Source organism: Bifidobacterium sp. LH_424, from assembly GCF_056356895.1.
On record NZ_JBKEVC010000006.1, the window covers coordinates 36,023 to 49,590 of the forward strand.

The 13,568-nt window shown below is 66.1% G+C and carries 9 protein-coding genes, 4 tRNA genes and 1 pseudogene; 8 read left to right on the forward strand and 6 right to left on the reverse strand.

Going from position 1 to position 13,568, the window contains the following annotated elements; translation table 11 throughout:
- Positions 1 to 35 precede the first annotated feature (35 nt).
- The 4 genes from AC1AYP_RS06320 to AC1AYP_RS06335 all read left to right on the forward strand — a co-directional run bounded on the left by AC1AYP_RS06320 (position 36) and on the right by AC1AYP_RS06335 (position 4,513).
- Positions 36 to 965, forward strand: a complete 930-nt coding sequence (locus AC1AYP_RS06320) for an ABC transporter permease (protein ID WP_476502921.1) — start codon at positions 36 to 38, stop codon at positions 963 to 965.
- Positions 956 to 1,846: an ABC transporter permease gene (locus AC1AYP_RS06325; RefSeq protein ID WP_476545137.1), complete on the forward strand. Its 891-nt coding sequence runs from the start codon at positions 956 to 958 to the stop codon at positions 1,844 to 1,846. Before AC1AYP_RS06320 ends, AC1AYP_RS06325 begins: the two co-directional genes overlap by 10 nt.
- Before the next feature lie 6 nt (positions 1,847 to 1,852).
- Positions 1,853 to 3,118 (forward strand): ABC transporter ATP-binding protein, encoded by a 1,266-nt coding sequence (locus tag AC1AYP_RS06330; protein ID WP_476545135.1) that lies wholly within the window; start codon positions 1,853 to 1,855, stop codon positions 3,116 to 3,118.
- A 306-nt stretch (positions 3,119 to 3,424) separates the two neighbouring features.
- Positions 3,425 to 4,513 carry a lysostaphin resistance A-like protein gene (locus AC1AYP_RS06335; RefSeq protein WP_476545134.1) on the forward strand — a complete coding sequence of 363 codons (1,089 nt, stop codon included), beginning with the start codon at positions 3,425 to 3,427 and terminating at the stop codon, positions 4,511 to 4,513.
- A 48-nt stretch (positions 4,514 to 4,561) separates the two neighbouring features.
- On the opposite strand, the gene AC1AYP_RS06340 is transcribed toward AC1AYP_RS06335, so the two are convergent.
- From AC1AYP_RS06340 to AC1AYP_RS06355, 4 genes and pseudogenes are all read right to left on the reverse strand, one after another.
- Positions 4,562 to 5,347: a mechanosensitive ion channel family protein gene (locus AC1AYP_RS06340; RefSeq protein WP_476532355.1), complete on the reverse strand. Its 786-nt coding sequence runs from the start codon at positions 5,345 to 5,347 to the stop codon at positions 4,562 to 4,564.
- A gap of 249 nt (positions 5,348 to 5,596) precedes the next feature.
- Entirely contained in the window at positions 5,597 to 7,042 is a 1,446-nt protein-coding gene (locus AC1AYP_RS06345; RefSeq protein ID WP_476545164.1) for an aspartate ammonia-lyase, read from the reverse strand.
- A gap of 252 nt (positions 7,043 to 7,294) precedes the next feature.
- On the reverse strand, positions 7,295 to 7,921 hold the full coding sequence (locus AC1AYP_RS06350) for a TetR/AcrR family transcriptional regulator (protein WP_476545133.1): 627 nt from the start codon (positions 7,919 to 7,921) through the stop codon (positions 7,295 to 7,297).
- A 32-nt stretch (positions 7,922 to 7,953) separates the two neighbouring features.
- Positions 7,954 to 9,445: pseudogene (locus AC1AYP_RS06355) on the reverse strand (DUF2974 domain-containing protein).
- A 344-nt stretch (positions 9,446 to 9,789) separates the two neighbouring features.
- On the opposite strand from AC1AYP_RS06355, the gene AC1AYP_RS06360 reads away from it, so the two are divergent.
- The 4 genes from AC1AYP_RS06360 to AC1AYP_RS06375 all read left to right on the forward strand — a co-directional run bounded on the left by AC1AYP_RS06360 (position 9,790) and on the right by AC1AYP_RS06375 (position 10,242).
- Positions 9,790 to 9,862: transfer RNA gene (locus AC1AYP_RS06360), tRNA-Gly, on the forward strand.
- Positions 9,863 to 9,899: 37 nt separating this feature from the next.
- Positions 9,900 to 9,971 (forward strand) — tRNA-Val (locus AC1AYP_RS06365).
- 41 nt (positions 9,972 to 10,012) lie between these two features.
- A tRNA-Ala gene (locus AC1AYP_RS06370) sits at positions 10,013 to 10,085 on the forward strand.
- Positions 10,086 to 10,166: 81 nt separating this feature from the next.
- Positions 10,167 to 10,242 (forward strand) — tRNA-Val (locus tag AC1AYP_RS06375).
- A gap of 48 nt (positions 10,243 to 10,290) precedes the next feature.
- Here AC1AYP_RS06375 and AC1AYP_RS06380 read toward each other — a convergent pair.
- Together AC1AYP_RS06380 and AC1AYP_RS06385 are read right to left on the reverse strand one after the other, a co-directional pair.
- Positions 10,291 to 11,667 (reverse strand): esterase/lipase family protein, encoded by a 1,377-nt coding sequence (locus AC1AYP_RS06380; protein ID WP_476545131.1) that lies wholly within the window; start codon positions 11,665 to 11,667, stop codon positions 10,291 to 10,293.
- A gap of 300 nt (positions 11,668 to 11,967) precedes the next feature.
- Positions 11,968 to 13,443, reverse strand: coding sequence for an amino acid permease (locus tag AC1AYP_RS06385; protein ID WP_476547209.1), 1,476 nt, complete (start codon positions 13,441 to 13,443; stop codon positions 11,968 to 11,970).
- Positions 13,444 to 13,568 lie beyond the last annotated feature (125 nt).

Genomic DNA, 13,568 nt, shown 5'->3' on the forward strand with positions numbered 1-13,568 from the left:
GCCGGTTCGAACGTCAGACCAAGGGAACCGATCCCATGACTGCGTCAATCGCACAGAACGGGTCCGTCGCCGGCAAGGCCGCGGGCCCGTCCGCTACATCCTCCTCCGCGCTCGCGAGGCATCGCAAGGAGCTCGGCACCTTCGCGGTGACGATTCCGTTCTTCGCGTACACCGCGTGCTTCCTGCTCGCCCCGACCGTCATCGTGGTCGTCGGCGCGTTCCAGACCCGTGACGGCGGCTTCACGCTCGACAACTTCAGCAAACTGTTCGAACCGAACACCGTCTCCGCGTTCGTCACCTCCATCCTCGTGTCCGTCGCGTCCTCCGTGATTGGCGCGGTGGTCGGCGGCCTCGCCTCCTACGCGCTCGTCATCGGCTCGAAGCCGAACGGCCTGCTGCGGCGCCTGGTCTCCGCGATCTCCTCCGTGCTCGCCCAGTTCGGCGGCGTGATGCTCGCCTTCGCGTTCATCGCGACGATCGGCATCAACGGCATCGGCACGATGCTCATCAAACAGGTGACCGGACTGACCGTCAACCCGAACTGGCTGAGCTCCCTGCCGGGCCTCGTGACCGTGTACTGCTACTTCCAGATTCCGCTGATGATCATCATCTTCCTGCCCGCCGTCGATTCGATCCGACCGCAGTGGCGCGAGGCGTGCGAGTCGCTCGGCGGCAACACGTTCCAGTACTGGACGCGCATCGCCCTGCCGATCCTCACCCCCCGTTTCATCTCCGCGTTCCTGCTGCTGTTCGCCTCCGCGTTCTCCGCGTACGCGACCGCCGCGGCCCTGTTCTCGCAGCGTTCGATCCTCGTGCCGCTGATGATCCAGGGCGCGATGCGCAACGAGATGGACCCCAACCAGCAGGGATTCGCCCAAGTGCTGGCATTCGCAATGATTATCGTCGTGGCCATCGTCATGCTGCTGAGCCACGCCGTGGAAAAGAGGGCCGGACGTTGGCAGTGAACACCACCACCGAAACCGTCGCGGCGTCGAACCGCCCGCCGCAACTGCGCGCCGCCCGCGTGCGCAGGCAGAGCGTCATCAAGTTCGTCATCCTGTTCGTCACCTTGGCGTTCCTGTTCGTGCCGCTCATCTCCATGCTCGTCTTCACGCTGCGCCACCCGCTGTCCGGACGCTGGTCCGCGGCCCCGTGGATCGCGATCTTCACCGGCAACGGCGAATCGCTCGGCGCCGACCTGACCGTCCTGTGGCAGGGGCTCGGCGCCTCGCTCGGCCTGTGCGTCGTGACCGTCGTGCTCATGCTGCTGCTCATGATCCCCACCATGGTGATTGTGCACATCCGCTCCAAGGCGCTCGAACGCGCCATCGAATGGGTTGCCACGCTGCCGCTGACCATCCCCGCCATCGTGCTCGTCGTCGGACTCGGCCCCATCTACCGCTGGCTGAGCTCCGCCGTGCTCGACACCAACCCGATCTGGCTGTGCTTCGCCTACGTCGTGCTCGTCATGCCGTTCGCCTTCCGCGCCATCGCCGTCGGACTCAACTCCATCGACGTGAAGACCCTCGTCGAAGCGTCCCGCTCGCTCGGTGCCTCCTGGCCGAAGGTCTTCTTCCGCGTCATCATCCCGAACCTGTGGCAGTCGATCCTGTCCGCCAGCTTCATCTCCATCGCCGTGGTGCTGGGCGAATACACCGTCGCCTCGCTGCTCGGCCGCATGAACCTGCAGGTCGCGCTCTACCAGCTCGGCCAATCCAACTCCCAGATCTCCACCGCCATGTCGCTGCTCGCGTTGCTGTTCGGCGTGGTGTTGCTCATCGCGCTCGACCTCATCTCCGAACACATCGGCAGGACGCGCACGGGCGAAACCAAGGAAAGCAAGTAACCGATTATGTCTCTCGCGCAACAGAACAACGTCACGGCCGGCGGCGCTAAGCAGGCCGAACACAAGCAGGCCGAACACAAGCAGGCCGAACACGAGTTCAAGAACGACCCGACCGCCACGCTCGAAGGCGTGCGCGGCAAGGACGTGACCAAGGCCGCCAAGGCCCTGCTCAAGGATTCCGCCACCCGCGGCGGCGGCATCCGGATGCAGGACGTCGTCAAGATCTACCCCGGCTCCACCGTGCACGCGCTCGACGACTTCAACCTCGACATCAAGCCCGGCGAGATGGTCGTGCTGCTCGGCGGCTCCGGCTGTGGCAAATCCACCGCTCTGCGCTCCCTCGCCGGCCTCGAGGACATCCAGGGCGGCCGCATCCTCGTCGGCGGACAGGACGTCACCGGCGTGCCCGTCAACAAGCGCGGCATGTCGATGGTGTTCCAGGCGTACTCGCTGTTCCCGCACATGACCGCCGTCGAGAACGTCGAATTCGGTCTCGAAGTGCGCGGCGTCGGGCGCGAGGAACGTCGACGCGTCGCCATGGAGCATCTCGAACTCGTCGGCCTCGCCGATCAGGCGAACAAGTTCACCCAGCAGATGTCCGGCGGCCAGCAGCAGCGCGTGGCGCTCGCCCGCGCGCTCGCCATCAAGCCGCGCGTGCTCCTGCTCGACGAGCCTCTCTCCGCGCTCGACGCGAAGGTGCGTGTCCAGCTGCGCGACGAGATCCGCCGCATCCAGCTCGACACCGGCACCACCACCGTGTTCGTCACGCACGATCAGGAGGAGGCGCTCGCCGTCGCCGACCGCATCGGTGTGATGAACCACGGCCGCATCGAGCAGATCGCCGCGCCGCAGGACCTCTACCAGCGTCCCGCCACCGAATACGTGGCCACGTTCATCGGTCTGACGAACCGTCTGCCCGGCGCCTCCGACGGCGAGGAGGCGGTCGTGTTCGGCCAGCGCGTGCCGCTGCTGCCCGGCTCCAGGAAAGGCGATCCGGTGGCCGTGCTCGTGCGCCCGGAGAACATCGCGCTCGTGCGCGCCGGCGAGGCCACGTCCGCGGCCGGCGAGCACGCCCGCGTCGAGGTGATTCACTTCCTCGGCGCCGTGGCCCGCGTCGACTGCGGGATCTCCAGCGGCGAATACCGGCATTGGAACAAGGGCGAACAGCTCAAGGTCACCGTGCAGCTGCCCGCGAACGAGCTGCCCGCCGGTCTCGCCGTCGGTGACGAGGTGATCGTCACGCCGCGCCCCGTCGCAGCGCTCGCCTGCTGAATCGCCTTGTGTGGCGTGCCGGCGGTGTGCCGGTGGCATGCGCCGTTCCGCGTCGCCTTGCGCCGTCCCGCACGGCCTCCCACGGCGGTTGTTGTCAAAAGTGTGCAGTCAACACACTTTTAACATGTTAAAAGTGTCGGAACAGCACACTTTTGACAACAACGTACGGGGAAAGTTGTGATGGAGCCCAGCGGGGTCTGTTGCTCCGGTCGTGTTCTGATTCGATGGGGGCCTTTACTATGGGCGTGACTATACTAGTCACGCCCATAGTTTTACGTCGGTGACGAGTGCCGTAAGCTGGGACGTATGAGTGATGAACAGCCGCAGATGACACCGTCGCAGATGACACCGTCCCAGACGTCTCAGTCGGGAGACCCGTACCGGCCGTTCTTCATGGAGGCGCACCGGCGGTTCACGCTGATCGGCGTCGGCCTGTGCGTGATGATCGCGTTCTGGGTGGGGTTGAACATCGTCTTGTCCGGATTGCTGCGGCCGCTGTTCCCCGGCCCGGGCGGCGCTCCCATGTGGCTCTCCATGCTCATCTCGTCGGGGCCGCTGTATGCGGTCGCGATGCCGCTGGGCCTCAGCGTGTTCTCCCGCGTGCCGGCGTTGAAGGCCCGCGAGTTCACGCTCGGCGCGAAACGGTTCTGGACGTTGATGATCGCGTGCTTCCCGATCATGATGGCGGGCAACATCATCGGCACGTGGCTGTCCGGCGTGATCTCGGGAGGCACGGCCACGAACCGCGTTTCCGAGATGATCCTGCACGTGGACCCGTGGGTGGACGCGCTGTTCGTCGTGTTGCTCGCGCCGTTCTTCGAGGAATGGCTGTTCCGCAAGCAGATCATCGACCGTACGCGTCGCTACGGCGAACGCACTGCCATTGTGCTGTCCGCGTTCGCGTTCGCGCTGTTCCACATGAACCTGTACCAGTTCTTCTACGCGTTCGGACTCGGTCTCGTGTTCGGCTACGCGTACATGCGCACCAGCCGCCTCCGCTATCCGGTGATCATGCACATGGTGATCAACGCCTCCGGTTCGCTCGTGGCGCCCGGCATCCTGAAGCTCATCAGCGCCGGTGGCGGCGACGTCGCCAAGATGATGAGCGGTTCGGCGGGCGAGGCCGAGATGATGCGCGTGGCCGAGCACGATTCGGTCGCCATGATGGGCGTCATGCTGCTCGGCCTGTACGGGGTGCTCATGGTCCTGCTCGTCATCGCCGGAGTGGCGCTGATCTGCGTGAACGTGAAGCGCATCGAATTCTACGACCCGCCCGAACAGCTGCCGAAGTGGTACGGCGCGCGCCTCGCGTTCCTTAATCCCGGCATGGCGGTCTACATCCTGCTCACCGTCGTGCTCGGACTGTGGCAGATGGGACTGATCACGCTCTTCTGACCGCGGTCTCTCCCTCCGTCATCGCTGCGCGATGCCGTCTCCCGGTGATCATTCGGAGGCGCCGCCGTCCTTGACCAGGTAGTCGGCGGTGGCGATGGCGCGCGCCGCGCGGTCCTTCGCGGTGGACAGCAGCACGCCGTCGCGCACGAACAGCAGGATTTCGCCCTCCGCGCCGTACGGGGAGAACCCGGTGAACTTCACCAGCGGCGGGTTCTCCGGCCGCAGCACCGCGCTCGCACCCGCCTCCACGCGCCGCAGCATGTCGCGGCTCACCTCGTCCGGGTCGGCGCTGCCCTTCACCGTGAACGGCACCGTGGCCATGCCTTCGGTGACCGTCGTGAGCTTCGTCAGCGAGGCGGTGTTGAGGATCGAGTTCGGGATGACCATCTGGTCGCCGGAGCGCGTCTCGATCATCGAATGACGCCACGTGATGTCCTTCACCGTGCCGGTCACGCCCTGGATCGACACCAGATCGCCTGGCTGGATCACGCGGCCGAGCATCAGCCCGAACCCGCCGATCACGTTCGCGATCGTGTCCTTCAGACCGAGGGACAACGCGACGCCGCCGACGCCGAGGGCGGTGACCAACGTCGTCGGATTGATGCCGAACACCGGTTGCAGCACCATCGTGGCGGCCGCGCACCAGACCACCACGCGCATCAGGTTGATGAAGATGGAGGCGCTGGGGATTTGCGAATTATCCAGCACCTTGCGTAGCAGCCGTCGCAGCACGCGGTCCGCCACCCACGCGGCGGCGACCACCACGAACAGCCACAGCAGTTTGCCCGCGTTCGCACGGAACCAGGCCGCAATCATGTCATCGAAGTTTTCCATGCGCACCACGATAAACGCGGGGGCTGGAAGCCGGTGCATATCCACCGGAGAATATCCGCAAAACCGCACGTCGGCGTGTCGCGCGCGGCGGGCACCCCCTCAGTCGCGTTCCGCGCGCCAGCTCCCCCTGAAGGGGGCGCGAATTCAGTCTGCGCCCCCTTCAGGGGGAGCTGGCCGGCCGTAGGCCGGACTGAGGGGGTGCCTGCCGGACTGAGGGGGTGTCGTTCCGGTCCCTACTCCCGAATCTCCCTACTCCCGGTGCTCGCGGCAGGTCTGACCCAATCCACGCGCCAGACGTATCGGATCGAGGATCTCGTCAAGCTTCTCCGCCGGCAGATCGGTCATCTCGCCGGCCACCTCGCGTACCGTGCGGCCCGAACGCACCGCTTCGGCGGCGATCGCCGAACCCCGCTCGTAGCCGATGTAGTGGTTGAGCGCGGCCGCGATCGACGGCGTCGATTCGGCGTGTGCGCGCCCCACCTCGGTGTGCACGACGATGCCCTCGATGCAGTTGACGCGGAACACGTCCATCGCGTTCGTGAGCAGCGACATGCCGGTCAGCAGCTCGTGCACCATCACCGGGTCGAACGCGTTGAGCTGCAGCTGGCCCTCGGCCACCGCCCAGTTCACCGTCACGTCCATGCCGAACACCATGAAGCAGCACTGGTTCACGCATTCCGGAATCACCGGGTTCACTTTCGCCGGCATGATGCTCGAACCCGCCTGACGCGCCGGCACGTCCAGATCGTTGAATCCGGCGCGCGGGCCCGAGTTGAGCAGACGCAGGTCGTCGGCCGCCTTCTTCAGGTGCACGGCGAGGTTCTTCAACGCCGCCGAGGTCGACACGTACGCGCCCATGTCGGTCATCGCCGCCACCGGGTCCGGCGCCGCCGTGATCGGCAGGCCGGTGATGCGCGCCAGATGCTCGGTCGCCGCGCGCCGGAACCGCAGATCCGCGCAGATGCCGGTGCCGATGGCCGTCGCGCCGAGGTTCAGCTGCGCGAGCTGCGGCACGAGCCGTTCGAAACCGGCGAGATCGGATTTGAGCAGCGTCGCGAACGCGTGGAACTCCTGCCCGTAGGTCATCGGCACGGCGTCCTGCAGCTGCGTGCGGCCGAGCGTCACGTCGTTGATGTGCTTGTCCGCCAGATCGTGGAACGCCTTCGCGAGACGCTTCGTCGCCTCGGCGAGCGGATGGATCGCGTCGATCAGCGCCAGTTTGCACGCCGCCGGATACGTGTCGTTCGTCGACTGCGACTCGTTCACGTCGTCGTTCGGGTGGATGTACGCGTAGTCGCCGCGCCTGTGCCCGGCGAGCTCCAACGCGCGGTTGGCGATCACCTCGTTCATGTTCATGTTCGACGACGTGCCCGCGCCGCCCTGCATCACGTCCACCGGGAACTGGTCGGCGAGCTTGCCGCCCTCGATCTCGACGCACGCCTCGCGGATGAACCGCGCCTTGTCCGCGTCGATGAGCCCCAGCTCCTCGTTCGCGCCCGCACAGGCCCGCTTGACCGTCGCGTAGGCGCGGATGAGCTCCGGGTGCGCCGAATCGGTGATGCCGGAGACCGGGAAGTTGCCGATCGCGCGTTGTGTGTGGATGCCCCAATACACGTTCGCCGGTACGGCCAGTTCGCCGATGCAGTCGTGTTCGATGCGGACCGGCGCCGGCGCCGCCGCGCCGTCCGTCCGCATCGTGCCGTCGCCAGTCGCGTTCATTGCGTTCGTCTCGTTCGTCATGTCTCCATGATGTCGCCTCGACGCGGGAAACGCCATGATGACGCGATGATTCCCCTCTGTGAGAAACCGCACACCCCCTCAGTCCGCCTACGGCGTCCAGCTCCCCCTTCAGGGGGCGCGGAACCGGCTGGCGCATGTCCAACCTCTTGCGCCCCCTTCAGAGGGAGCTGGCGGGCGAAGCCCGTCTGAGGGGGTGCCGTCGCCCTCCTACTTGTTGTAGATGCGGTTCCAGTAGGCGAGCATGTTCTCCTTGGACATGGACAGGTAGATGCCCATCGCGAGCACGGCCACGTCCTCGTTGAGCAGGTCGTCCATCGAGACGCTTTGGCGCAGCTCCGGCCAGCGTTTGAGAATCGACAGCAGGCCGCCGGCCGTGAAGTCGAGCAGCAGGTCGGTCTTGAGGTCCAGATGGTCCGCGTCGAGGTCGAGCGTCTGCATCAGTGACAATCGCGCGAAATCATGCAGCGATTCGACGAGTTCGGGGGAGCTGTGCGGCCCGGCGAGCAGGGCGAGACGGTCGAGACGCTGCTGTTCGCGCGGCGAATGCATGAAATGCGTGACGCGTTTGCGCCACTGCTCCTGCGGGTCGGCGTCCGGATCGGGCGCCTCCTGGATGAGCGGCGAGGTCTGCACTTCGGCGAGGATCGCCGCGTCGGCGAGTTCCGACAGTCCGGAGAAATGATAGTAGAACGAATTGCGGTTCACCTGCGCGCGGTGCACGATGTCGGTGACGGTGATGCGGCGGTACTCGCGGTCGGCGAGCAGCCCCCAGAACGCGTTCTCCATGCGCTCCTTGGCCGGTGGGATGTTCGAGTCCCTGCGTGGTCGTGACATGGTCCCTCCCGTCAACAATCTAGACAATCTGTCTAGACAGTATAACCAATAAGAGGACATGGGGCGAGCGCTGCGCTATGCGGGCTGTTCCGTGGGCTGTTCCTTGGGCTGGTTCCCGGACTGCCGCGCGGACTGTCCGCCGGACTGCCGCGCCATCGTCGCGCGCACCAGGATCGCCACCGCCTCCAGCAGATGACGCCGGTCCTGCGCCGGCAGGCCCAGCATCGACGCGATCATCGCCGGAATCGACCCCGGGAACCCGGCCATCACCTCGGAGAACGTCGTCGCGCCGTTCGCATGCAGCACCGCGAACAGCGCATCCACCGCGCGCTCGCGCTGCTCCACCGTCAACCCGGCCATCCACGCGTTCAACGACTGGTTGAACAGCTGCGAACTCGATGCAAGATCCGGCTCCGTCACGAACCGGTCGCCCTCCACCTGCCAGGAGAACGAGAAATGCTGCATGATTCCGTCCGAATCCGACGTGACCACGCGGCATGGCTCCGGCGTCTCAAAGATCTGCCCCACGATCGACGAACTCGGTACGATCTTCGTCACCTTCGGCTGGATATCCAGATACTGCCGCGACGTGACCACGTTCGGCGGGAATCCCGGACCATCCAACGAATACACGTGACGGATGCGCCGACGCACCTCCTCATCCGCGTTCATCGCCGCGTACACCGCCAGATTGCCGCCCTTCGAATGTCCGGTGAGCACGATCGGTCCGCGCCACAGCCGCGCCACCATGTCGAGGTAGGCGCTCGCCGCCCGCTGCGCCGGCACCGGGTATTGGAAGGCCATGTTGAAGTCCTCCTTCCACCCGATGAGCGAATCGTCGGTGCCGCGGAAGGCGATGACCAGCGTGCCGCCGCGCGTCGGATTCTTGACGCGCGGCCGGCCGCGCCAATCCCGGCCGTCCGGCAGCATGAACGTCATCGCCGCGAACTGCGTCTGCTCGCCCGGATTCACGTGTTCGGCCACCGCGCCGAGCCGCGTCGCCGCGAACCGCGGCGAGGCGGCCACGGCGGCGAAGAAGTCGTGCGTCTCGTTCGGGTCGGTCAGACCGACCATCTGCGCGTCCGGCTTGCCTGTGTCGGCCGCGCCGGCCGTACCGTCCGTATCGCCGGTATGACCGGTATCGCCGTCTGTAGCGTCCGTATCGTCGCCGTCTTTGGCACTGTCGCTGCTGTTGCCAATGTCGCCGCCGCCGTCGGCCGCACCCGTGAGCTCGCGATGCAGCGCCTGTTCCGCCTCGGCGAGCGTGACCGATTCGAACGGCTCGCGCACCAACCCCTTGACCCACAGCCACGGGTGGCGCGGCTCGAACGCGCGCAGCCGGGCCGCGAACGAGCCGCCGCGGGCGCCGCCCTTGGTCTCGTCGAGCGCGAGCGTGGGGGAGAGCCGCGCCACGTCCTCGTAGGAGAGCGAGGCGAACACGAGCGCGTCGACCTCGTTGAACGGCGCGTCCGGATCGGTGAGCGGGCGTCGTTCGCCGGTCACATAGTCGAACACGTTGCCCATGGGCGTCTCCTTCCGTGCGTGTGTGGCACGATTCCCGTGCGATGTCGTGCGATGCCGTGATGCCGCCGCCCGCGCCCGCCCGGTCGTTCGGTCGTTCGGCGGTCTCCGGTTGCGCCCGGTTGCGTCCGGTTGCGTTCCATCGCGTTCAGTCACTCAGTCTAGTCGCGCTTCAGGCGGCGCCCATGCGTCATTATCGGCGATTTCGTGCGGTTTTCGCGATGACGGAGACGTGCTGCGAAGCTCCAGGAATCGCGCGCGACACGCCGATGGGGCGTCTCGATTTGCATGATGGTGGAAACTCGCGTATGTTATTCACTCGTTGCTTCACGGAGCAGCAAACAACTGCGGACATAGCTTAGTTGGTAAAGCGCAACCTTGCCAAGGTTGAGACCGCGGGTTCGAGTCCCGTTGTCCGCTCTCGGAAGGCCGGAGCGATTCGGTCTGAAGACGACCCGGGCGGTTGGCGCAGAGGTAGCGCACTTCCCTGACACGGAAGGGGTCACAAGTTCGAATCTTGTATCGCCCACGAACGTGACTGCTTCGGCAGACGCGTGCATAACAGAACACGGGGCTATGGCGCAGCTGGTAGCGCATCTCCATGGCATGGAGAGGGTCAGGGGTTCGAATCCCCTTAGCTCCACTCGAAGAAGGAACCGGCGTCCGCCGGTTTTTTCGTCGAAACGCCGGTTTCGCTCGGACGAGCGGCATCGACGCGCGATATGGGCGATTGGCGCAGCGGCTAGCGCACTTCGTTCACACCGAAGGGGTCGTAGGTTCGATTCCTACATCGCCCACCACCAAGGCCACCGCCACAAGCGGTGGCCTTTTGCGTATTCGCTCGCCTCTCATAGCCCGCGGCGCTTCAGATCGGCGACCAGTCCCACGTAGAACTCGCGCACGTCGAAGCCGGGGATGTTCTCGCGGTTCAGGTCGATCATGTCCGCGTGGGAGATACCGCGCACGCCGTTCGGTTCCAGCCAGGTGAAGCTCTCGCCCCACGGGAACGACGGCCGCGCGACCAGTCCATCGTTCGGCCCGTCGAACCACTTCACCAGCGGGTACGTGAAGTTCAGCGGGAACTTGCCGGTCGTCGCATGCGCGAGCCGTGACCCGACACTGCGGCACAGGATACCAGCGAACGGTCCGAGCCCCGCCGCACCCGCCGTGCGCTCCGCCGCTCCGCCGCCCGGTACCGTCACCGTGCCGGTCGTGCCGGCCATGCCGCCCGCCGCCGCACGCGCTCCCTCCTCCAGCAGCACCGCATCGCCGATCTCCGCGTTGAGTCGCGCGCAGCCCGCCTGCGTGAGGTCGTGCACCGCGGCCATGAAGTCGGGCTTCTTGTCGCCCAGATGCGAGGCGGCCGCGTTGTACGCCGCCTCGACGCGCCGCTGCACCGCCATCGGGATGTTCGTCAGCAGGTAGTCCGCGAACCCGCAGCCGCGATGCGGCGTGTTGATCGTCGTCAGCGACGCCACCCACCGCCCGGCACCGCATCGCGCAATCGCGTAGCGCATGTCCAATCCGCCCTTCGAATGGGCGATCACGTTCACCTTCCCGCATCCGGTCGTTTCGACGATCCGCCGGATGCGTTCGGTCAGTTCGCGCGCGCTGTCCGCCACGGACGCCGCCGACTGATGCTCGCCGTAATAGACGACCGCGCCGTTGCGCTCCAGCTCCGCCGGCACACGACCCCAATAGTTGAGCGCCTTCGTGTCACGGAAGAAGACGCCGTGCACGAACAGGACCGGGTAGCGCGTCGCGCACACGCGTGCGCCGGCGCGCGCCCGGTCCAGCCGCTCCTTCGCCGATTCGAAGCGCACCTCCTCCGCCACGGTGCGGATGATATGGTGCAACGCGACGAGATTCGCGATCGGAATCCAGCCGCACAGGATGCCGATCACACGAATCCTCAACCCCAGTTGCACCGACGTGAGATACACGGTGACGATGCCGATCCAGAAGACCACCGATTCGACCACCACGACGCCACCCAACGCGGCGAGCCACGTCGTCCAGCAGTCGGGAACCCAAGGGACCGGCCATGAGGCCGTCAACATCGTCACAAGAGACGCCGCCAACGCGATGCCGGCGACCAGCGTCGTCCACCAGAACACGCGCAGCATGGCCACGCCGAACGCGCAGGCGGCGATCCGCCCGCTTTTCACCGGGGCGGCCGCCGTCGCGGTCGCCGGAGCACCTGGAACCTTCGCAGAGCCGTTCACGCTTTCACTATACGGCCCCTGTACGGCAAACGGAGGGTCATATCGCTTTGGAGGGTACCGCCTCTCCCGAGCCGACACTTATCTGCGTTGCGAGGGGTGCCTGCAACGCGATATTCCCGGTTGCCGGCATGCAATGGCGCGGCCCATACCCGGAATATCCGTGGAAAGGTACCCCTCACAAGCCAGATACGCGTCCCGCGGAACCGGAATGTACCCCTTCCAACGCAGAAGCCGTCGCAATCGCGACGGCTTCCAGGGCCGCGGCCCGTTATCCACGGCTATCCGCGGTTATCCACGGCTTTACGGCAGCTGCACCTCGGCCGCCGGATGCTTGTCGCGCCACCACTTCTGCACGAAGTACGCGGCATAGCACACGACGATGAACAGCAGCTCGGCCACGAGCGCGAACCGCTGCTCCTTGTCGAAGAACACGAGCAGGAACGAGGCGGTGCACAGGATGAACGCACCCCACGAGGTCCACGGGTAGCCGGGCGTCGCGTACTTGAGCTCGGCGGCCGTATGCCCGGAGGCGACCCAGCGGCGGCGGAACACGATCTGGCAGTACGCGATCGCGATCCACACCACCACGGCCGACAGGCCGGACAGGGCCACGAGCACGAGGTACACGGTGGAGGCCGCCACCACCGAGGAGAGCAGCGCGAGCAGGCCGCCGGCCATCGCCGCGCACAGGGCGAGCATCGGCACGCCGCGGCGGTTCGTCTTCGCGAACCAGCGCGGGATCATGCCCTCATGGCCCATCGACCACACCATGCGCGTCGAGGCGTACAGGCCGGAGTTCGAGGCGGAGAGCACGGCCGTGAGCACGACGAAGTTCATGATGTCCGCCGCATACGGGATGCCCACCGAGTTGAGCACGAGCACGAACGGGCTTTCGCCCACGCCCGCCTGACGCCACGGGATGAGCGCGCTCATCACGACGATCGAGCCGATGAAGAACAGGACCAGGCGCCACAGCGTCGTGTGGATCGCCTTCGGCACCGCCTTCTCCGGGTCGCGCGTCTCGCCGGCGGTCACGCCGATCAGCTCGGTGCCGGAGAACGCGAAGTTCACGGTGAGGATCGTCGCGAACACGGGCATGAAGCCGTTCGGGAAGACGCCGTCCTTGAACAGGTTGTCGAACATCGGCGCGTGTGTGTACCCCTTCATCGGGATGATGCCGAAGATCGTGAGCGTGCCGATCAGGATGAACGCGCAGATCGCGAACACCTTGATCGAGGCGAACCAGAACTCCGCCTCGGCGAAGAACCGCACGGATAGGGCGTTCAGCGTGAAGATCAGTGCGATGCACGCCGCCGACCATATCCATGTGGGCGTGTGCGGGAACCACCGCTGCATGAGCAGGCCGGCCGCCGTGAACTCGGAGCCGAGCGCCACCGTCCACGTGAGCCAGTACTGGATGGCGATCACGAAGCCGGTGCCCGGTCCGATGAACTTCTCCGCGTACACGTGGAACGAGCCGGTCACCGGCATCGCCACGGACAGTTCGCCGAGCGTGAGCATCACCAGGTACACGATGACCGCGCCGATCGCGTAGGCGAGAATCGTGCCGATCGGTCCCGCCTGCTGGATCGTGTAGCCGGAGCTCAGGAACAGACCAGTGCCGATCACGCCGCCCAGCGAGATCATCTGCAGATGCCGCGCCTCCATGCCGCGCTTGAGGTTCGTGTGCAGCGCGTGCCTCGTGTGTTGCTCGGTGCCGGTGGTCGGGTCGTCCGGCGGGGTGGTGGCCGGTGCGTCGGTCGCCGTCGCCGTCATGGCGTCGGCGCGCGCTTCCGCCGTCGTTCCGGCTTCGTTGTCGCTCATCTCTCTCGTCCTCTGTCTCGCGGTTGCGGTCGAATCGCAGACAGTATACGCTAGGCCGGTCACGAGCGGGACGCCGG

Coding starts and splice junctions, on each gene's coding strand:
- AC1AYP_RS06345 (WP_476545164.1), bottom strand. CDS start 7,042: ATGCGGACGGACGGCGCGGCGGCGCCGGCGCCGGTCCGCATCGAACAC.
- AC1AYP_RS06350 (WP_476545133.1), bottom strand. CDS start 7,921: ATGTCACGACCACGCAGGGACTCGAACATCCCACCGGCCAAGGAGCGC.
- AC1AYP_RS06335 (WP_476545134.1), top strand. CDS start 3,425: ATGAGTGATGAACAGCCGCAGATGACACCGTCGCAGATGACACCGTCC.
- AC1AYP_RS06385 (WP_476547209.1), bottom strand. CDS start 13,443: ATGACGGCGACGGCGACCGACGCACCGGCCACCACCCCGCCGGACGAC.
- AC1AYP_RS06340 (WP_476532355.1), bottom strand. CDS start 5,347: ATGGAAAACTTCGATGACATGATTGCGGCCTGGTTCCGTGCGAACGCG.
- AC1AYP_RS06320 (WP_476502921.1), top strand. CDS start 36: ATGACTGCGTCAATCGCACAGAACGGGTCCGTCGCCGGCAAGGCCGCG.
- AC1AYP_RS06330 (WP_476545135.1), top strand. CDS start 1,853: ATGTCTCTCGCGCAACAGAACAACGTCACGGCCGGCGGCGCTAAGCAG.